Origin of the sequence: Microbacterium sp. R86528, assembly GCF_044596335.1 — a bacterium.
GTDB classification, from domain to species: Bacteria; Actinomycetota; Actinomycetes; order Actinomycetales; family Microbacteriaceae; genus Microbacterium; species Microbacterium marmarense.
This window is the reverse complement of record NZ_CP138996.1, coordinates 2,834,647-2,853,505: the sequence shown is the minus strand read 5'-3', so window position 1 is coordinate 2,853,505 and position 18,859 is coordinate 2,834,647. Positions and strand designations below refer to the sequence as shown.

15 protein-coding genes and 1 tRNA gene are annotated in these 18,859 nt (G+C 64.2%); 9 read left to right on the top strand and 7 right to left on the bottom strand.

Going from position 1 to position 18,859, the window contains the following annotated elements; all coding sequences use genetic code 11:
- The first annotated feature begins 3 nt into the window (after positions 1–3).
- Positions 4–573, top strand: coding sequence for a chemotaxis protein CheY (locus tag SJY18_RS13195; RefSeq protein WP_396667895.1), 570 nt, complete (start codon positions 4–6; stop codon positions 571–573).
- On the opposite strand, the gene SJY18_RS13190 is transcribed toward SJY18_RS13195, so the two are convergent.
- The 3 genes from SJY18_RS13190 to SJY18_RS13180 are packed head-to-tail and all read right to left on the bottom strand — an operon-like array spanning position 527 to position 6,427.
- Positions 527–1,831, bottom strand: a complete 1,305-nt coding sequence (locus tag SJY18_RS13190) for a M1 family metallopeptidase (RefSeq protein WP_396667894.1) — start codon at positions 1,829–1,831, stop codon at positions 527–529. The genes SJY18_RS13195 and SJY18_RS13190 overlap by 47 nt on opposite strands.
- Positions 1,828–5,739, bottom strand: a complete 3,912-nt coding sequence (locus tag SJY18_RS13185) for a Pls/PosA family non-ribosomal peptide synthetase (RefSeq protein WP_396668925.1) — start codon at positions 5,737–5,739, stop codon at positions 1,828–1,830. The genes SJY18_RS13190 and SJY18_RS13185 overlap by 4 nt, the downstream gene beginning before the upstream one ends.
- A gap of 31 nt (positions 5,740–5,770) precedes the next feature.
- On the bottom strand, positions 5,771–6,427 hold the full coding sequence (locus SJY18_RS13180) for a hypothetical protein (protein ID WP_396667893.1): 657 nt from the start codon (positions 6,425–6,427) through the stop codon (positions 5,771–5,773).
- Positions 6,428–6,670: 243 nt separating this feature from the next.
- Between SJY18_RS13180 and SJY18_RS13175 the strand changes: the two genes are divergently transcribed.
- The 5 genes from SJY18_RS13175 to SJY18_RS13155 all read left to right on the top strand — a co-directional run bounded on the left by SJY18_RS13175 (position 6,671) and on the right by SJY18_RS13155 (position 12,145).
- Positions 6,671–7,771 (top strand): phosphate ABC transporter substrate-binding protein PstS, encoded by a 1,101-nt coding sequence (locus SJY18_RS13175; RefSeq protein ID WP_337337496.1) that lies wholly within the window; start codon positions 6,671–6,673, stop codon positions 7,769–7,771.
- A gap of 134 nt (positions 7,772–7,905) precedes the next feature.
- Positions 7,906–8,868, top strand: coding sequence for a phosphate ABC transporter permease subunit PstC (pstC, locus tag SJY18_RS13170; RefSeq protein ID WP_337337495.1), 963 nt, complete (start codon positions 7,906–7,908; stop codon positions 8,866–8,868).
- Entirely contained in the window at positions 8,868–9,956 is a 1,089-nt protein-coding gene (gene pstA, locus SJY18_RS13165) for a phosphate ABC transporter permease PstA (RefSeq protein WP_337337494.1), read from the top strand. The genes pstC and pstA overlap by 1 nt, the downstream gene beginning before the upstream one ends.
- Before the next feature lie 33 nt (positions 9,957–9,989).
- Positions 9,990–10,769, top strand: a complete 780-nt coding sequence (gene pstB, locus SJY18_RS13160) for a phosphate ABC transporter ATP-binding protein PstB (RefSeq protein WP_337337493.1) — start codon at positions 9,990–9,992, stop codon at positions 10,767–10,769.
- A gap of 557 nt (positions 10,770–11,326) precedes the next feature.
- A complete protein-coding gene (locus SJY18_RS13155) occupies positions 11,327–12,145 on the top strand; it encodes an endonuclease domain-containing protein (protein WP_396667892.1) in 819 nt (272 codons plus the stop codon).
- Positions 12,146–12,851: 706 nt separating this feature from the next.
- Here the strand turns inward: SJY18_RS13155 and SJY18_RS13150 are convergent.
- The 4 genes from SJY18_RS13150 to sigK all read right to left on the bottom strand — a co-directional run bounded on the left by SJY18_RS13150 (position 12,852) and on the right by sigK (position 16,060).
- Positions 12,852–13,739 (bottom strand): aminodeoxychorismate lyase, encoded by an 888-nt coding sequence (locus SJY18_RS13150; RefSeq protein WP_396667891.1) that lies wholly within the window; start codon positions 13,737–13,739, stop codon positions 12,852–12,854.
- Between the two features lie 195 nt (positions 13,740–13,934).
- Positions 13,935–14,573 carry a DNA-directed RNA polymerase subunit beta gene (locus SJY18_RS13145; protein WP_337337490.1) on the bottom strand — a complete coding sequence of 213 codons (639 nt, stop codon included), beginning with the start codon at positions 14,571–14,573 and terminating at the stop codon, positions 13,935–13,937.
- A 48-nt stretch (positions 14,574–14,621) separates the two neighbouring features.
- The gene (locus SJY18_RS13140) at positions 14,622–15,461 is read right to left on the bottom strand and encodes an anti-sigma factor domain-containing protein (protein WP_396667890.1); all 840 of its coding nucleotides are present in this window, start codon (positions 15,459–15,461) and stop codon (positions 14,622–14,624) included.
- The gene (sigK, locus tag SJY18_RS13135; RefSeq protein WP_337337663.1) at positions 15,458–16,060 is read right to left on the bottom strand and encodes an ECF RNA polymerase sigma factor SigK; all 603 of its coding nucleotides are present in this window, start codon (positions 16,058–16,060) and stop codon (positions 15,458–15,460) included. Before sigK ends, SJY18_RS13140 begins: the two co-directional genes overlap by 4 nt.
- 175 nt (positions 16,061–16,235) lie before the next feature.
- On the opposite strand from sigK, the gene SJY18_RS13130 reads away from it, so the two are divergent.
- From SJY18_RS13130 to SJY18_RS13120, 3 genes are all read left to right on the top strand, one after another.
- A complete protein-coding gene (locus SJY18_RS13130) occupies positions 16,236–16,901 on the top strand; it encodes a fasciclin domain-containing protein (protein WP_337337488.1) in 666 nt (221 codons plus the stop codon).
- Positions 16,902–17,014: 113 nt separating this feature from the next.
- A tRNA-Lys gene (locus SJY18_RS13125) sits at positions 17,015–17,090 on the top strand.
- 378 nt (positions 17,091–17,468) lie between these two features.
- Complete coding sequence (locus SJY18_RS13120) at positions 17,469–18,830, top strand: esterase/lipase family protein (RefSeq protein ID WP_396667889.1); 1,362 nt, start codon at positions 17,469–17,471, stop codon at positions 18,828–18,830.
- Positions 18,831–18,859 lie beyond the last annotated feature (29 nt).

Below are 18,859 nucleotides of genomic sequence, written 5' to 3'. Positions count from 1 at the left end.
CGGATGCCGCCGCCCGGAGCATTGCAACTCCGCTGGAAGCGCGTACCGCCGACGAAGACGCGCCGCGATGTCGCGTGGTCGCTCATTCGCGAGGTCGTCGGGGGCGGCATCCTGATCTCCAATCCGTGCGCGCACTGCGGCCGACCTCATGGCGCTGTTCAGCTTTCAGACCCGGGCATGCACGCCAGCGTGACATACGCTGGCGACTACGCCGTTGTCGCGGTGGCGACCGGCCCGTTCGCCGGCTTCGCGATCGACGCGGAACTGGACGAGAGCGCGGTGCGTGACGACGCGGGACTGGAGGGCGTATTGCGCAGGGGTGCCGCCGCAACGATTCGCGAATGGGTGCGGGTCGAGGCAGCGCTCAAGGCGGATGGGCGTGGCCTGCGAGTAGACCCGACCAGAGTCTTGGTCGAAGCACTCTCACCGCACCAGTGGAGGGCGCACGTACCCGATGGCGCGCCGATCAGCGGGTGGGATGTTGACGACGGCCCCGATGGGGTGGTGCTGTCAGCGGCCTACGCTTTCAGCGCGGCAATGCCGGAAGCGCCGACTGTTCCAGCCACGGTGTGAGCAACGCGTTCGCTGACTCCCCGAGCGTGGCGCTCACGTGACTCCTGAAGTCTGCCGTCGACACTGATTGTTCGGCGCGGGTGGCCACCCACGCACGCAGCATCGTGAAGAAAGCCTGGTCGCCGACAGCAAGCCGCAGTGCGTGCAAGGTCACCGCACCTCGCTTGTAGACGCGGTCGTCAAACATGAGCTCGGGACCAGGATCTACCAGCACGATGTCTTGCGCTGAGCCCGCGAGCTTTCCGTAGTAGTGACGAACTTTCGAGCGCACCGACGGACCGCCCGAGGCTTCGGACCACAGCCACTCCGCGTAGCAGGCGAAGCCCTCGTTGAGCCAGATGTCGCGCCAGTGCTCGACGCCGACGCTGTTGCCGAACCATTGGTGGGCTAGTTCGTGGGCGACGAGACGCTCACTGACACTGTCGAGGTGATTTGAGCCGAACACGGCCATTCCCTGAGCCTCGAGAGGAATCTCCAGTTCGTCGGCCGTCACCACCAGCGTGCATGCGTCCTGCGGGTAGGCGCCGAACATCTCGGTGAAGACCGAGAGCATGCGCGGAACCGGAGAAAATGCGCTGTCTACAGCCACGCGCAGCGCCGGCGGGTTCACTATGGTGACGGTCACCGGAGTGTCGGTGGCCACGCGGGGCATGGCGCGCGTCTCATAGCGGCCGAAATGCAGGGCAGTGAGATAGGTGGCTGTCGGCACTTTCGACGTGAAAGTGTGAGCCACCATCTGGCCGCGGCGCGCTGTGCTTACCGGAACCCCGGTAGCCACCGCGGTATAGCCCGCATCGGTCGCGACCGTGATCGTGTATCGCGCGCGGTCGTCGGGCCGATCGTTGCAGGGAAACCAGGTGCCCGCGCCGACGGGCTGTGAGGCGACCAGCGCGCCATCTTCAAGTTCTTCGAACCCGAGCGCACCCCAGCGTGTGCGTCGAGGAGCCGGTGAGCCGCCGTAGGTGATGTCGACAGAGAACCGCTCCCCCGGTTGCATCTGACGAGGCAACGTGACGCGCAACTTTCGCGGACCTTGCTTGTAGGCCGTTCGACGGTCGCCGTCCGCACGAACCTTGGTCGCACGTAAACCGATCAGATCGAGGGAGATCGATGACGTGGCCGTGGCAGCCACGGCGTTGATAATCGCCCGCGCGTCGAGCCGATTCGTTCGTACTCGGTAGGTGACATCCAGTTCGTAGGACTCCACGTCGTACGAGCGATCACCGCTGCTCGGGGCGTACGTGTCAGCGTCAGTCACGATGTCGACTGGTACGAACGCACCTTGACCGCGCGCCACGGTCCGATTGGGTTTCCGCTCCATCGAGAACCGACCGGCACAGTCTCACCGCGCATCACGAGCGAGGCCGGGCCGACTGTCGCATTCGCACCCACCGTTGCCCCCGGAAGAACCACGCTGTGCGGCCCTAGGGTTGCGCCTTGCTCAAGTTCCACAGAATCCATACTCATGATTCGATCATGGAAAAGGTGTGTCTGCACAACGCAGCCGCGGTTCACTGTTGATCCGTCGCCGAGCGTGACCAGGTCAGGCTCCGGAAGCCAGTAGCTTTCACACCAGACGCCGCGCCCGATCTTCGAGCCCAGCGTGCGCAACCAGACGGCGAGCGCGGGAGTTCCCGACGCCGCGCGTGCAAACCACGGCGCCGCGACCATCTCGGTGAACGTGTCTGACACCTCGGTGCGCCACACAAAGCTCGACCACAGCGGCTGCTCACCAGCGCGGATCACGCCGACAATCAGCCATTTGGCGAGCGTCGAGACGCCCGCCGCGACCGCACCGGCAATCAGCATCACGATTCCCGACAGCAGAATGGTCCATACCGCGCCAACGCTCTGCCACAGGGCAGCGAGAGCGAAGATCACGAGCAGTCCTAGCGCGCACGTCACGATGACGGGCACGATGCGCCCGAGTTCCCACAGCGCCCGCGCGATGCGCAAGCCTGCGGTCGGACGGTAGGTGCGGCTCTGGTCGCCCTCGGCGTTGAGCCTGCGCAAGCGCACCGCCGGTGAGCCGAGCCACGATGAGCCCGGCTTGGCTTTGGCGGGCGCAGCCGAGAGCACGGCAACGAGACCGTCGCGTGGCACACGGTGCCCCGGCGCGGCCATACCCGAGTTGCCGAGGAAGGCGCGCTTGCCGATGCGAACCGGGCCGAGGCGCAGCCAGCCGCCCCTCAGCTCGTACGAGCCGACCATGGTGTCATCGGCGAGGAACGCCCCATCGTCGATGCGCGTCATCGAGGGAATGAGCAGAACGGTGGATGCTTCAACGCTTCGCCCGACACGCGCGCCGAGCATTCGCAGCCACACCGGCGTGAACAGGCTCGAATACAACGGGAAGAGAACGCCGCGCGCCGAATCGAGCAGGCGTTCAATCGTCCACGCTTGCCAGCCGACACGGCTTCGCACGGGATGCATGCCAGCGTGAAGACCAATCGAGAGCAACCGGACCGCGATCACAACTGCACCGGCGAACACCAGGCCCACGGTCAGTACAGCGGGAACGAGCCAGATGAAGGCCGCTCCGAGCGCTGACGAGAGATCGGGGGACCCCTGGATGCCCAGTGCAAGCACCACGGCCCCCACAGCGAACGAGAACAACGGGAGCATCGCGAGGGCCAGCGATGATGCCGCATAGGCCCACAACCATCGCCGAGGAGCGGGCGCGCGCTCGGTAGGCCACTCGGAGTTGACCCCGCCGACGCGAACGGCCGGTGAACCGGCCCACGACTGGTCGGCGCGCACACGCCCGAAGACGGCGGATCCCGGTGCTACTTCGGCGCGCTGGCCGATGCGGGTACCTGGAGCGAGCGTGCTGCGGGCTCCGATGGTTGCATTCGCACCGATGCGCACCTGTCCGATGCGCACGACGTCGCCGTCAATCCACGTGCCGGTGAGATCCACCTCCGGCTCCACCGCGGCACCATCACCGATCTCGAGCATGCCGGTGATCGGCGGCAGCGTGTGCATGTCGACGCCCTTGCCGATCTTCGCGCCGAGGGCACGGGCGTAAGAAAGCACCCAAGGGGCTCCTGCCAGCCCGACCGCATCAATCTGATCGGCAATCTGCTCGGCGAGCCAAAGTCGAAGATGAACCGAACCGCCGCGCGGATAGTCGCCGGGGCGAACGCCCGCGAGAAGGATGCGAGCACTCAGCGCTGCGATGCCCATTCGTCCGAAGGGAGTCGCGAACACGAGCAAGCCGAGCAGCAGAGCCCACCAATCCACGGATGGCAACGCCTCGAAGCCAGGGAACAGGTGCAGTATCGCACTGGCTGTCAGCAAATAGAGCAGCCATCGCACGCCGGAAAGGATAAACAGGGGAACGCCCAAGAGGGTTTGCACCCACTGGGTCGAGCGCGGCGTCGGCAACGGCTTGCGATACTTGCCGGAAACTTCTTCGGCCAGCGGGCCCAGCGCTTTGGCCATCGTGCTCAACCGTGGCACGTCGTAGACGTCGGCGACTGAGAACTCGGGAACCCTCGCACGAATGCGCGACACAAGCTGCGCCGCCGCGAGCGACCCGCCACCGAGGTCGAAGAAGTCTGCCGTGCGACTGGGCACGGCAAGCCCGAGCACCGTCTGCCATTGCTCCGCGAGCCACGCCTCGGTCGGCGACAGTCCTTCGATGGGCGAATCTACGCCGGGCAACGGCCACGGAAGCGCGGCGCGGTCTACTTTGCCCGAGGTGCGCACCGGCAACTCGTCGACGATTGCCAACAGCGGCACTATCGCCGCGGGCAGCTTCTCAGAGAGCAGGGCACGCGCGTGCGAAGTGTCGAAGGCGGTGCCGACCTCATTGGCGACGAGGTAGCCCACCAGCACGGGAACACCCGCGCCAGTGGTGCGCACGGCTGCGGCCGCGGCGGTGACGCCGGGAAGATCCTGCAAGGCGTTCTCGACCTCACCGAGTTCGATGCGACGGCCGCCGACTTTCACCTGGTCATCGGCGCGGCCGACGAAAAGCAGTCCTTCGGCCTCGTAGCGAACAAGGTCACCCGAACGGTAGGCGCGATCCCAGCCCAACGCTGGCATGGGCGCGTACTTTTCCGCGTCCTTCGCGGGATCGAGGTAACGCGCCAGTCCAACGCCGCCGATGATGAGCTCACCGGTCTCGCCCTCTGCGACCCGGCGCCCCTCAGCATCCACCACCGCCAGCACCCAGCCGTTGAGCGGCAGACCAATGCGCACGGGCCCAGCGTCGAGCGGTGCGGCACACGCCACGACCGTCGCTTCGGTCGGTCCGTAGGTGTTCCACACCTCGCGGCCGTCAGCCGCAAGCCTCGCGGCAAGCTCTGGGGGGCAGGCTTCGCCGCCGAAGATCAACAGGCGAACGTTCTCAATCGCGTCTTCGGGCCACATCGCTGCGAGCGTGGGAACCGTCGATACCACCGTGATGCCTTGGCGAATCAGCCACGGTGCAAGATCAGCGCCAGATCGAACCAGCGACCGTGGCGCCGGCACCAGGCAGGCGCCGTGACGCCATGCGAGCCACATCTCTTCGCACGACGCGTCGAACGCAACCGAGAGCCCCGCGAGCACGCGATCCTGCGGGCCAAGAGGTTCTGACTGCAAGAACAGCTGTGCTTCAGCGTCGACGAAAGCGGCAGCCGAACGATGCGAGACCGCGACGCCCTTGGGCACTCCGGTCGAGCCGGAAGTGAAGATGATCCAGGCATCGTCAGTGAGCTCGGGCGGCGGCACCGTGACGATAGCGTGGGTGCTTGGATGAGCGGCAGCGTTGTCGAACAGTGACGACCCGGCGGCAGGCTCGGAAGCCTTCGAGGGCGTGTAGACACCCGGGTCATTGATGATGCCGACAACGTCTGCTTCACCGAAGACAAGGCGAGCACGCTCGTCGGGGTCATCGACGTCGACCGGCACATACGCGGCGCCGGCGGCGAGCACGGCCAGAATCGAGACGTAGAGCTCCTTCGAGCCGGACGCCACACGCACGCCGACCCGATCTCCGCGACGCACTCCCGCTTCGTGCAGTGCTGCTGCGGTTTGACCGACGCGGGCCATCAGCTCACGGTAGCTCAGCGCTCCCGAACCGTCGTCAATTGCAGATGCTTCGGGATGCAGCGTGGTCGTCTCTCGAAGAATGTCAACGAGCGTGCGTTCCGGCGGGGTGCGCGGTGAACCGTCCAGCTCGCGCTGAGCGTTTCCCTCGCTGACCGCCTCAGGAAAGGAGTTCAACGAGCTGCGCCTTCGACAGGCGTGAGTATCCGGTCTTTCCCTCGTCGCGCGCACGTTGGCGCAGAGCGACAACGGTGAGAGCGTTCAGGTCAGTCGATTCGGCCTCATCAGCCGACTCGACCTGATCTGCGCTGGAGGACTCATCCGTTGCCGCGGGCTCCGCCGGAGCCGGTGCTTCGTCGGGCGTGCCCAGTTCAGCATCCAAGTTCGATTGAGCGTCGGCAGACTCTTTCTCGGCCCGAGCGGCGGCCTTCTCTGCCTTAGCCGCTTGCTTCTTCAACGTCTTCGCCTCGCGCGCTTGTTCGGCTGCTGCCTCAGCAACCTGTCGAGCCTCTTCGGCAGCGCGATCAGCCTTGGCGCGCAGACGCACCTTCTTCTCTGCCTTCTCCAGCGCGCGCGCAGTCGCCTTGACCAGCGCATCCGTCGCACGCGAGGCACGCTTCGCGACCTTGGCGGGGTGCTTGCGAACCGCTTTCTTCGATACGTCGGAGGCTTCGCGCGCATCTTCTACGAGGTCGCGCAATTGCTTGGCCGGCTTCTTCGGCAACTGCTTCGCTACCTTCTTGCCCTGTTTGGCCGCTTCCGCAGCCTCATCGATCGCTTCGAGCGCCTTGCGCTCGGCCTTCGTTGTCGTCGCCATGGCCACAGACCATACAGCCCGAAGGTAAACAGAACGCGTAGATGTTGCTTTCGAAGGCAAAACACTGCCCCGCTTCGACGCGAAAACCGCGCAGATGTCGGTGCGCCGTTCACTTTCCGTTTACCAACGACCACCACTCTCTTAAGGGTTCACGCCTACGTTTCAGTGCGTGCCCCGCACCGGGCATTTCCCGAAGCCCGAATTCTCGGGCATCTAATCCCTGACACGTGAAGGATTCACACAGTGAAGATCTCCCGCATCGCCCAGGTGGGCGCTGTAGCTGCCATTGCAGCTCTTACCCTTGCTGGCTGCGCCGCTAACGAAGACACCTCGTCGGACAGCACCGACGACTCAATGGGTCTCTCCGGCACGCTTTCGGCTACCGGAGCCTCGTCGCAGACCGCCGCCCAGGAAGCATGGGTTGCCTCCTTCCAGACCGCGAACCCCGACGTGACTGTCAACTACGAGCCCACCGGTTCAGGCACCGGCCGCGAGAACTTCATCGCGGGCGCCAGCAACTTCATCGGCTCTGACCGTGCATTCAACGACGAAGAGATCGCCGCAGGCGGCTTCGGCGCATGCGCAGAAGACGGCGCCGCGGGCATCGTCGAGCTGCCGCTTTACATCTCGCCCGTCGCAGTAGCGTTCAACGTCGAGGGCGTCGACAGCCTCAACATGTCGGCAGACGTCATTGCCGGCGTCTTCGCTGGCACGATCACCAACTGGAACGACGACGCAATCGCGGCAGAGAACGACGGAGTCGAACTTCCCGACCTCGCCATCTCGCCCGTGCACCGCTCGGATGACTCGGGCACCACCGAGACCTTCACCTCATACCTCGAGGCTGCTGCCCCGAGCGTCTGGGAGTGGGAAGCAGACGGCGAGTGGCCGCTTGACTCGGGCGAAGCCGCTCAGGGCACTTCCGGTGTTGTGGCCGCTACCACCGGTGGAAACGGCACCATCACGTACGCAGACGCATCGCAGGTCGGAGACCTCGGCACCGTATCGGTCGGCGTCGGTGGCGAATTCGTTCCTTACTCGGCTGAGGCCGCCGCGATGATCGTTGACTCGGCACCGCAGGTCGAGGGCCGCGGCGAGGGAGACCTCGCGCTCGAGGTGGACTACTCCACCGAAGAGGCTGGTGTCTACCCGATCGCTCTCGTGAGCTACCTCATCGGTTGCATCGAGTACGAAGATGCAAACACGGCAGAGCTCGTGACGTCGTACTTCAGCTACATCGCTAGCCCCGAGGGCCAGGACGACGCGGCAGCGAACGCTGGCTCGGCTCCGATCTCTGACGAGCTGCGCACCGAGGTTGAGGCGGCGATCGCGCTGATCGGCTGAGACTTCACTCTCTGACACCTTGCCCCGCTCGCAGTCACCAGACCACGAGCGGGGCAAGGTTCAGCAGGGGAACGGGACCACCTGATACCCGAGCTTCTGCTGAGCCTTACACGCCCGACACAAAGGACACATGAATGGCGACTACGACTGACACCGTCAGGCCCGTGGCAAGCAAACGCAAAGTGCCACGGCGACCGGGTGACCTCGCGTTCTCCGGCACCGCGCTGGCTGCCGGAATCACGATCCTGGTCGTTTTGGCCGCGGTGGCGATCTTCCTCGCTATTGAGAGCATCCCTGCTTTCACCGGTGAGCCCACCGAGAACCCGATCCTCAAGGGCGAGTCTTTCTGGGCCTATGTCGCCCCACTCGTGTTCGGAACGATCTGGGCATCGATGCTGGCGCTGTTGATGGCCGCTCCCCTCGCTATCGGCATTGCGCTGTTCATCTCGCACTACGCGCCAACGCGGATCGCTTCGTTCCTTGGCTACATCATCGACCTGCTCGCCGCGGTGCCTTCGGTGGTCTTCGGCCTGTGGGGTGGCGTCACATTCGCCGGGATGGTGCAGCCGTTCTACGCATGGCTCAACGAGTACTTCTCGTGGATCCCTCTCTTCAGCGGGCAGGTTTCGGCCACTGGACGAACGATCCTCACCGCAGCCATGGTGTTGGCGATCATGGTGCTGCCGATCATGACGGCAATCTGCCGTGAGGTCTTCCTTCAGACTCCAAAACTGCACGAAGAGGCAGCGCTCGCGCTCGGCGCCACTCGCTGGGAGATGATCCGCATGGCCGTGCTCCCGTTCGCCCGTGGCGGCATGGTGTCATCTGCGATGCTCGCGCTCGGCCGTGCACTCGGCGAGACGATGGCGGTCACTATGGTGCTGTCGGTTTCTGGCGTGATCACATTCGAGTTGCTCACCGCAACGAACCCCACCACGATTCCCGCGAACATCGCGCTCTCGTTCCCTGAGGCATATGGCGACGGCGTGAGTGTGCTCATCGCCACCGGCTTGGTCTTGTTCGTTCTCACCTTCGCCGTCAACGCACTGGCGCGTTGGATTGTCAGCCGCCGTTCGGAATTCTCGGGAGCCAACTGATGTCGACTACCACATCCCCCCCGGCGAGGGTCAACGCCCTCACCAGCGGCAAGCTGCCCCGCTCCGCGCCTTGGTTCATGCTGGCCGGCTCCATGGTCATCACGTTCATCGTGTTCGCGGTGCTGAACCTCGGTCAGCCGATCGGCAACTTCAACATCGTCGCCGCGGTGTTTCTCGGTGCCGTGCTGTTCGTCATCACGATCGGATTGGTCTCTCGCACGGTTGAAGGTGGACGCAAAGCGGCCGACCGTGTCGTCACCGCCGTCGTGTCGGCAGCGTTCATCGTCGCGCTTCTCCCCCTGATCTCGCTGCTCTACACAGTGGTCTCTGAGGGTCTCGCCCGTTTCGACATCGACTTCTTCACGATGAGCATGCGCAACGTTGTGGGTGCGGGTGGTGGCGCGGTTCACGCGATCTACGGAACGCTGCTCATCACTGCGGCAACCACACTGATTTCAGTGCCTATCGGTCTGATGACCTCGATCTACCTCGTCGAGTACGCACGTGGCGGCCGGCTCGCCAGATCGATCACCTTCTTCGTCGATGTGATGACGGGCATTCCCTCGATCGTTGCGGGTCTATTCGCCTACTCCGCATTCGCGCTGTTCTTCGGCCCCGGCATCTCGATGGGAATCATGGGCGCTATCGCGCTCAGCGTGTTGATGATTCCAGTCGTCGTGCGCTCATCCGAAGAAATGCTGCGACTCGTGCCCAACGAGCTGCGTGAAGCCGCGTACGCCCTCGGTGTGCCGAAGTGGCTCACCATCGTCAAGGTCGTGCTTCCGACATCGATCGCCGGTATCACCACCGGCGTGATGCTGGCTATCGCCCGCGTCATCGGCGAAACTGCCCCGCTGCTCGTCACCGCCGGATACACCCAGAGCCTCAACCTCAACCTGTTTGAGGGCGACATGATGACTCTGCCGGTGTACGTGTACAACCAGTACGCAAACCAGGGCACCAGCCCTGACGACGCCGTCGCCCGAGCCTGGGCAGGCGCGCTCACCCTCATCCTCATCGTCATGGTGTTGAACCTCGCGGCCCGTATGATCGCGAAGATCTTCTCGCCCAAGACCGGCCGCCGCTAGCCCGCGCTGGCGCAATCCATAGAAAGAGCCCTTGTGTCTAAGAGCATTGAAGTCAACGACCTCAACGTCTACTACGGTGACTTCCTCGCCGTAGAGGGAGTGTCGCTGTCGATCGAGCCGCGCTCGGTCACCGCATTCATTGGCCCCTCCGGCTGCGGAAAGTCCACCTTCCTTCGCACGCTTAACCGCATGCACGAAGTCATCCCCGGCGCCTACGTCGAGGGGGAAGTTCTTCTCGACGGAGATGACCTGTATGGCCCTGGCGTTGACCCGGTAGCCGTGCGCCGTGACGTCGGTATGGTATTCCAGCGCCCGAACCCGTTCCCGACGATGTCGATTCGTGACAACGTCTTGGCCGGGGTGAAGCTCAACAACAAGCGCATGTCGAAGTCGAACGCCGACTCGCTGGTAGAGGAGTCGCTGCGCGGCGCCAACCTCTGGAACGAGGTCAAGGACCGCCTCGACCGTCCGGGCTCAGGCCTCTCCGGCGGTCAGCAGCAGCGTCTGTGCATCGCACGCGCGATCGCCGTGTCACCCGACGTGCTGCTGATGGACGAGCCGTGCTCGGCGCTCGACCCGATTTCCACTTACGCGATCGAAGAGCTGATCGGCGAGCTGAAGAACGACTACACGATCGTGATCGTGACGCACAACATGCAGCAGGCGTCGCGTGTCTCGGACCGCACCGCCTTCTTCAACATCGCTGGCACCGGAAAGCCCGGCAAGCTCATCGAGTACAACGACACCAAGTCGATCTTCACGACGCCAGAGGTTCAAGCAACCGAGGACTACGTTTCGGGTCGCTTCGGCTGATCCCGACTGCTTCCGCTTCAACCGGTCGTTGCCTTCGGGCAGCGGCCGGTTTTGGCGTTTCCGGGTGGTCGGCGGCGGGGCGGCCCGGCGTGCCGGGCACGCGAGGCGGTGGTTGCGGGGCCGGTGGGGCTGCGGGGTAACGGGGCTGCGGAGCAGGGGCTGCGGGGCTGGTGGGGCTGCGGTTGCGAGGCCGGTGGGGCTGCGGGGCAACGGGGCAACGGGGCAACGGGGCTACGGGGCAACGGGGCAACGGGGCAACGGGGCAACGGGGCAACGGGGCAACGGGGCAACGGGGCCACGCGAAACGGCCGGGCATTTCGACGACACGCCGCCAGGCGGCATCCCACAGCGCCTTTCTCACCATTTTTCCGGCCGTTTCCAGCACGGGTCTGCAGTTCTCGGCTGCACGAGGAACAGCCCCGTAGCGAGTTGTCTTGGCTGCGAGACCCGCGCGTCAACCCTGCGCCCCTGTCCTCCCCCACGCCTTGCTGCATTTGGCTTTCGACAACCTCGGCGAGACTGATAGTCGCGCGGCGGGCAGAGCACAGAGTGTTCTCATGTGCGAACGGACTCCTGCCATATTGAGGTCTGCACAGTTGCGAGAGTTTGCCGGTACTCGCGCGCGGGCTTCGCTGCTCATTCGCGACGGCGAATGGCACCGTCTTCGTCACGGGTTGTACGCGTCGATGGGGGTGTGCGAACCAACGCGCACAGCTGCAGACCACGGCGGCGCATTGGCCTGCGTGTCCGCGGCGCGACACCTCGGGTTCTGGGTGTTGCCTGACCTGACCGAGATTCACGTATGGCTGCCAAGTGGGGGTCGGGTTCACCACAGCGGCTGCCTCTGCGTCGTGCACTTCGACGAAGTGGCCGCTGAAGCCTTCAACCTGCCGTCAGTACCACGGATGCTGCGGCAGATTCTGCGATGCCAGGGTGTGGAGTCATTTTTCGCCTGCCTCGAATCCGCTCTTCGGCAGCATCGCATCAGCGCTGCTGAGATTGAGTGGCTCCGCATCCACACAAATGCTGCTGGGCGCGAGGCGATCGCTTTCGCTCGAAGGGATGCCGATAGCGGCATTGAGTCGCTGTTTCGCTGGCGGCTACGCACGTTAGGACTGCCGATCACCCCACAGGTGCGCATCAGCGGCGTGGGGATCGTCGACTTCGTCATCGGTGATCGCCTGATTGTCGAGCTCGACGGAAAAGCGAACCACGGGGATGGACCATTGCGCCACAAAGATCTTGTCCGCGACGCCGCCGCCGCGAGTCGAGACTATGTGACGCTGAGGTTCGACTTCGCGCAGGTCATCTACGACTGGGGCACTGTCGAAGCGGCAGTAGTCGCGCAGGTAAGTGCTGGGCGGCACCTCGACTAACTCGCACACGCGGCACGGAGCACCAAACGGCCGGGCATTCCGCCGACACGCCGCTACGCAGCATCCCTCACCGCCGATTACGGCAATCCCCCGGCCGTTTCGCGAGCAACACGACGCACACGACGCACGGCGCCCGGCGCCCGGCACAAGGCACGCGGCGCGCGGCGCGCGGCGCGCGGCAAGCGGCACCAAACGGCCGGGCATTCCGTCGACACGCCGCCCGGCAGCATCCCGCACCGCCGTTTGCGGCAATCCCCCGGCCGTTTCGGCGCACCCGGTGAGCGACGCGACGCACGCGGCGCAAGACACGCGGCACGCGGGACCAGCCCGCGGCCCGAGGCACGCGGCACGACTCGCGCACGCGCCACAGGCCCGCACGCGGCACCCGGGGCACCAAACGGCCGGGCATTCCGCCGACACGCCGCTGCGCAGCATCCCGCACCGCCGATTACGGCAATCCCCCGACCGTTTCGTCAGCAACACGACTCCCGCGGCACCAGATACACGGGCACACGGCACGCAGCACCAAACGGCCGGGCATTCCGCCGACACGCCGCTACGCAGCATCCCACATCGCCGATTACGGCAATCCCCCGGCCGTTTCGCGAGCAACCCGTTTCGCGAGCAACACGTTTCGGCGCACCGCGGCGAGCAACGCGACCGCCACCGCTCCCCGACGCCAGGTCGGTGTCAGCACGGTCGTGCGCTAGTCGCGCGGGCTGAGCAGGTATTCGTTGATGGATGCTGTGAGCTCCCGATCGACCGGAACATCCTTGCCGTCGATCGACGTGATCGGCGCGGCAAGCCGAACGCTCGAGAGCAGCCAGGCAGCATCCGCTTCGGCCATGAGCGATACCGGAACGACCTCGTAGGCAGTGTGCAAGCCCTGCGCTTCGAGGTGCTCGAACAGGCTCAGCTGAGTAGTGCCGTGCAGAATTCCGCCATTGGGCGCGGGCGTCACGAAGCGTCCGTCGACACGCAACACGAGCGATGCGGTCGGCGCTTCGAGCACGAAGCCATCCGAGGTCACGAAGATCGCGTCGTCGGCGCCGCGACGCTTGGCTTCGCGCAGCGCTGCCATGTTCACCGCGTACGAGAGCGTTTTCGCCCCGAGCAGCAGCCAGGGAGCGCGGCTCGGCACATCGAGCCCATAGCCGCGGTCCAGCGTCACGACACGAACCCCGTGCGCACGCGCCAGGGCGAAGTCCGGTGCCGAGCCTGAGGTAACCCACGCGGTGGGCGCAGGGCCATGCTCAACGCCGCGGCTCAGGATGAGCTTGATGACTCCCTCTCCCCTGCGCGGCGTGTGTTCAGCGGCCGTGGTGACCGCTTGACGCCATTGCTCACGATGCGGTGCCGGCAGGTCGCAGATCTTCGCGGAGTGCGCGAGCCGGTCAAGATGCGCGTCTACCTCTTGCGGATGACCGTCGACCACGCCCACCGATTCGAAGATGCCGTCGCCGCGCTGCGTGCTGAGCTCTCCGACGCTCAGAGCTGGAGCCGCGGGGTCGATGACCGTGAAGGTGTCAGCAAAAACGGTTTGAGAGCTGTCGGATGCTGCGGGCTCAATCACCAGCGCAAAGTGCCAAGTCATGCCCTGAGCCTACGCCGCGAGTACGCGTCGCAGAGCGGTTAGGGGCGCCTGGGAATGAAACTCATGGACGCACTTGTTACACTGTTTCAGCCGGGCCGCAGTAACCCCGGGCTCCAAATTTTGCCGCTTAGAGCGGCCTCGCGCCGAGAGGCGTTTCTGCGGCCCGGTACTTCTTTGCCTGCTGCAGGTGATGGTTCAATTCAGCGACTCACGCCGCCACAGCGCCGCACATGCCGCGAGGTCGCCCGCGTACGTCGACAGCCGCAACGCGCGAGTGGTGAACCCAGAGGAGCGCTCGGGCTCGGTCGATTCGTAGTCGTCGGCGAGATGGGTGGAGCCGGCAGCCTCGACCCTGCAGAATGCGGCGGCACGCTCGAGGGCGACGGCGAAGTCTCCTTGGAACAGCCCGCGCAGAATCGTGTTGATCAGCACCACGAGTTCTGCCGGTCCCGCGGGCGCCGGCGCACCCGCGACCACCGAATCCACAGAGTCCAACGCGTGCCGTCCTCGCTCGTAAAGCAGCGCGGCGGACTGCGGGTCATCGTGGATCATCAGCTGCAACAGGTACAACCGCCACAGCGCTCCCGGCAGTGACTTCGCGGGAGAACGTGACCACAATTCTGCAACGTCATCGATTCCATGCTCACCGGTGAAGGCGATCAACCGGTCGACCACCGCATCGTCAGGTTCCGCCCTGACTCTGGCCACGAGGGCATGCGCGGTTGAATGAGCAACCCGCGATACCTCTGCCGGGTCCTCTGCGGCGAACAGCCGATCGAACGTCTCGGCAGGGCGTTTGACCGGTTTGTGAAAGCCGCGGGAGTCATCAGTCATCCGCTACAGATTACCGCCCAGCGGTGCGTCGGGCGCCGGCCTCGCCAATCAGGCTGTGGCGATGACGATGATCGGATCAGTCGTGGGCTCGCCCGTGGGCGAACCGCCTTCTTCTTCGATGGTGACCGCAATGACATCGCCCGGCTGCATTGTGCCCTCAAACTGCGCGGTCGCCGAGTTGTCGCTGCTCGCGTCGAAGGTTCCGGCGGCAATCGGCGGCTCATCGCCGCGAATGAACCACAGCTCGAACGCCTGGTCTTCTGAAATCGACGGCAGCCCGTCAGAGACGAGCACGACTTCACCCACCGACTCCGACCAGTGCACGGTGGCCATCCCGCCATCGGCGACATCGACCGAGGCCTGCTGAGCGTCGGGAGCATCTTCAATCTGCTCCAAAGCGACCACGGCTGGCGACGGTCCGATCATCTCGCCGATCGTCGCCGCACCCAGTCCGAGTGCGACGAGGAAGACCAGCGATGCAGCGAGCCCGAACAATCCCCGCGTCCAGTTGCGACGTTCAATAGCCTGGATCGTTGTGGTCGTAGGCGTGGGTTCGACGAACACGGTGTCGACGTCAGCATCCACTTCTTCTGAAGACTGCTCTTCCGCGGTCGCGGCTGACGGCATGCTCTCGTGGAGGGCCACGCCAGCGTCGACATCGTGCTGCGGTGTCACCGCGATCTGTGCAAGCAGCGATGCTCGAATGCTCGCCGGCGGAGTTGCTTCAGCGCCCCCTGCCAGCTCAGCCACGGTCTCAACGTCATCGTTGACCAGCTTTTCCCATTCAGGATGCTGCGCACGGGCGTCATTGAAGATCTGCGCATCTTCGGGCGACAGCGCGCCTAAGGCGTAGCCCGCTGCAAGTTCAGCGAATTCGTTCTCGTTCATGCCGTCACCCCCATTTCAGTTCGTAGTCGCGATAGTCCATCGCGCATTCGTGTCTTGATCGTGCCGAGTGGCGCACCGACGAGCGCTGAAATCTCGCTCTGGCTGTAGCCACCGAAGTAGGCGAGTGTGATCGCCTCGCGTTGTGGGTCGGGAAGTGTCGCCAATGCGGTCGTCACTTTCTCCCCCTCAATACGCAGTTCAACCTGCTCAGATACTCCGTCGTGAGCTACGTCAAGATCGCGCACTCCGACCCGCACATCACGGTCACTGCTCGCTTGCGACGAGCGCACCCGGTCTACGGCCCTTCTATGAGCGATCGTGAGAACCCACGATCTTCCTTGACCCTTATTCGGAACGAACTTGGAAGCGGATTGCCACACCTCGAGAAAAACCTCTTGCAGCACTTCTTCGCTCTGCGAGCGATCCACGAGAACACGAAGGATGAGGCCGAAGACGCGCGAAGACAACATGTCGTACACGCGCGCGAACGCAGTCTGGTCTCCGGCTGCAACCTGCTGCAGCAACTCACCTATGTGGTCGACAGAATCGGCGCCGTCCTCCGGCACGTCGACACCATCAATAACCATGAGTACCAGCATGCCGTACGACGCGTGAATCCCCTGTTTTTGAGAGGTGCGAAACACCGACTTGACATTTTTCCAATCCGATTGCGCCGCTCCTCCGAATGCCTATTTGTAACCGCCCAAGCGGATGCAAGCCCCCACCGGGCACCTGTAGATCACGGTCCACTCGGACCCCACAGAGGAGGAACTCATGTCACGCATCACCAAGAAGCGCGTCTCAGCAGGACTCGCACTCGCCCTTGCCGCATCGTTCGCACTGAGCGCATGTTCAGGAGCATCCACGGAAACCGAGTCGGATGAGCCCGACACCACGATGAGCGAAGAAGCCGAAGAGCCCATGGCTGAAGAGTCCATGGACATGGACCCCGCCGCGTACCTGGTCGGCTCGGGCTGTGCTGACTATGCAGCTGCGGTTCCGGACGGCGATGGATCGGTCGCCGGCATGGCTGAAGACCCGGTAGCGGTCGCAGCATCCAACAACCCGCTCCTCACCACTCTCACCGCAGCCGTCAGCGGCGGCCTCAACCCCGACGTCGACCTGGTTGACACGCTCAACGGCGACGAGTTCACCGTCTTCGCACCCGTCGATGAGGCATTCGCGGCTATTGACGCAGACACCATCGAGGCGCTGAAGACCGACTCCGAGACGCTGACCGCGATCCTGACCTACCACGTGATCCCCGGTCAGATCCTTCCGGAAGACCTTCCTGGAACCCACACCACCGTGCAGGGAACTGATGTTGAGGTCACCGGCAGCGGCGACGACCTGATGGTCAACGGCGCAACCGTCATCTGCGGTGGCGTTCAGACCGCGAACGCAACCGTCTACCTGCTTGACACGGTGCTTCTCCCGTAAGTCAGGGCACCCAATTTCGGGCGGTGGGGCCGCCGTCTCCGTGCAATGCGGAGACGGCGGCCCCTCCCTATGTGCACGGGCACTACTCATCTCAAAGTAGGCTTGTACTGCAAGGGCCTCTAGCTCAGTCGGTAGAGCATCGGACTTTTAATCCGTTGGTCGTGGGTTCGAGCCCCACGGGGCCCACCAAAACCGCGATACTCCAGTGGAGTGTCGCGGTGTTTCACGCTTAGCTGTCAATAGTCGGACACGTCTGATCAGGCATTCTCGCGCGCTGCGCCGCGAGTCGTTCGGTCGAGACGCCGAGATTTCTGTTGAAGCTCGCGACGCAGATATGATGTATAGGGGGAGCACAGTGCACCGCACTCCTAGCTGTGTCCGCAACGCGAACGTTGCTGTGCGCCATACCCCGCAAATTGACGGGGAGATCGCGGACATGTACAGCGCAACCAACAGCACGTTGGATGTATCTGCACGCCTTGTTGCCGTGTGTCGCGTTCTCTTTGACCATCTACGGCCGCGGCTCGCTGGTCGCTCGCACGCTACCGCGCTCCAAATCATTCGACAATGTTGAAGCTCGGTGGCGCAGTCCGGCACGTGTGGTCAACACTGCTCGCTGTGTCAATGCCCCTCACCGCACTCTTGGGCGGCGCGGGCGCTGATGCCCCGTCGGTCACCGACAGTGCGAGTGCAGTCGGCATCGCCCATCACGCCACGTCAGCGGATTGCTTCACCGATATCGACGAGCTCGACCTCGTTGGCGGCATCGGCTTCGACGAGCAGCGCGCCGGCACGGACGTGCCCCTCGGCAAACCCGTCGTGCTCGTACACGGCTGGGCAGACAGCGGAGCGGTCTTCGAACAAGACGTGGAATGGGTCGGCACAGATCTCACAACCGCCGTAAGCGCCGCCGAGGAGGCGTCAATAGTCGAGCGGTTGAGCCAGCTCGATGGGGTGAGCCTGTTCTCGTTCGACTACAGCGAGCAATCTGCGCAGTGGGTCACGGGGCAGAGCGGGATCGATCTGATGCGAGCGATCGACTGTCTCTACACCCTGTCTCAACAATCGGTCACGGTAGTCGCCCATTCGATGGGAGGACTGGCGTTGCGCTTTGCGCTGGACGGGCAAACCGAGCGTGGAGCGATGATCGATCAGGTCATCACTCTCGGTACGCCGAACACCGGATCTGACGTGGCCGCCACTTTGGCCACTCCGCTGGAAACGTTCATGGATGTGCTGCGCCAGCCCACGAGCAACGTCTTGCTCTGGATGGGCGTGAAGACAATCGACTCCTGCATCGATGCCAACTACATAGATTCCTGGGACACCTGCGGGTGGCAGTCAGATGTCTTGCGACCAGCGATCGGGATGTTTGGCCAAGCGGGCAAAGCGCTGCGCACGAACTCAAGCGAACTCGCGGAGCTCGCACCCTGGCCATCGAATGTCGAGGTAACAGCAGTCGCGGTCGAGCAGGAACTTGATCTGACCAGTCTGCTGCCTTCAAGCATCGCTGCCTCTCTGCCCGTAGCCGCTATCTCTGCCGCCAGCGGGATCAACGTGCTGTCGATGGGCGATCAGCTCGTCTCTGTTGCGTCGGCTATCGACCAAGCGACCGATAGCCGCGTGTTTCGTTGCGGCGAACCCGTCGATATCGATGAGCTCGTGCCGGTGCTCTTTTCGAATCCGTGCTTCCACGGAACGATGACGAGGAACCTGCAAGTCGTGAACTTCGTGGTGTCAACGGTTGATGCGAGCGACAGGCTTGCGAGCGAGAACATTGCCTCGATGGGCTACACCGTTGGCGTCGAGGCGGTCGCGACAGCGAATCGTCTTCGGTCGGTGAGCACCTTCATGGCTGAACCGAACCTTGCCGTGAGCGCGATGAGCGTCGCTGATCCCGGCGCGGCCTTGCTGTCCGTGACGGGTTAGGAACTGGCACGCCGCACACGGCACACGGC

What these genes read in the sequence shown, in the direction of transcription:
- SJY18_RS13140 (WP_396667890.1), bottom strand. Translation starts at nt 15,461, where the DNA reads ATGAACGAGAACGAATTCGCTGAACTTGCAGCGGGCTACGCCTTAGGC.
- SJY18_RS13195 (WP_396667895.1), top strand. Translation starts at nt 4, where the DNA reads ATGCCGCCGCCCGGAGCATTGCAACTCCGCTGGAAGCGCGTACCGCCG.
- SJY18_RS13150 (WP_396667891.1), bottom strand. Translation starts at nt 13,739, where the DNA reads ATGACTTGGCACTTTGCGCTGGTGATTGAGCCCGCAGCATCCGACAGC.
- sigK (WP_337337663.1), bottom strand. Translation starts at nt 16,060, where the DNA reads ATGCTGGTACTCATGGTTATTGATGGTGTCGACGTGCCGGAGGACGGC.
- SJY18_RS13130 (WP_337337488.1), top strand. Translation starts at nt 16,236, where the DNA reads ATGTCACGCATCACCAAGAAGCGCGTCTCAGCAGGACTCGCACTCGCC.
- SJY18_RS13180 (WP_396667893.1), bottom strand. Translation starts at nt 6,427, where the DNA reads ATGGCGACGACAACGAAGGCCGAGCGCAAGGCGCTCGAAGCGATCGAT.
- SJY18_RS13145 (WP_337337490.1), bottom strand. Translation starts at nt 14,573, where the DNA reads ATGACTGATGACTCCCGCGGCTTTCACAAACCGGTCAAACGCCCTGCC.
- SJY18_RS13120 (WP_396667889.1), top strand. Translation starts at nt 17,469, where the DNA reads ATGTTGAAGCTCGGTGGCGCAGTCCGGCACGTGTGGTCAACACTGCTC.
- SJY18_RS13155 (WP_396667892.1), top strand. Translation starts at nt 11,327, where the DNA reads ATGTGCGAACGGACTCCTGCCATATTGAGGTCTGCACAGTTGCGAGAG.
- pstA (WP_337337494.1), top strand. Translation starts at nt 8,868, where the DNA reads ATGTCGACTACCACATCCCCCCCGGCGAGGGTCAACGCCCTCACCAGC.
- pstC (WP_337337495.1), top strand. Translation starts at nt 7,906, where the DNA reads ATGGCGACTACGACTGACACCGTCAGGCCCGTGGCAAGCAAACGCAAA.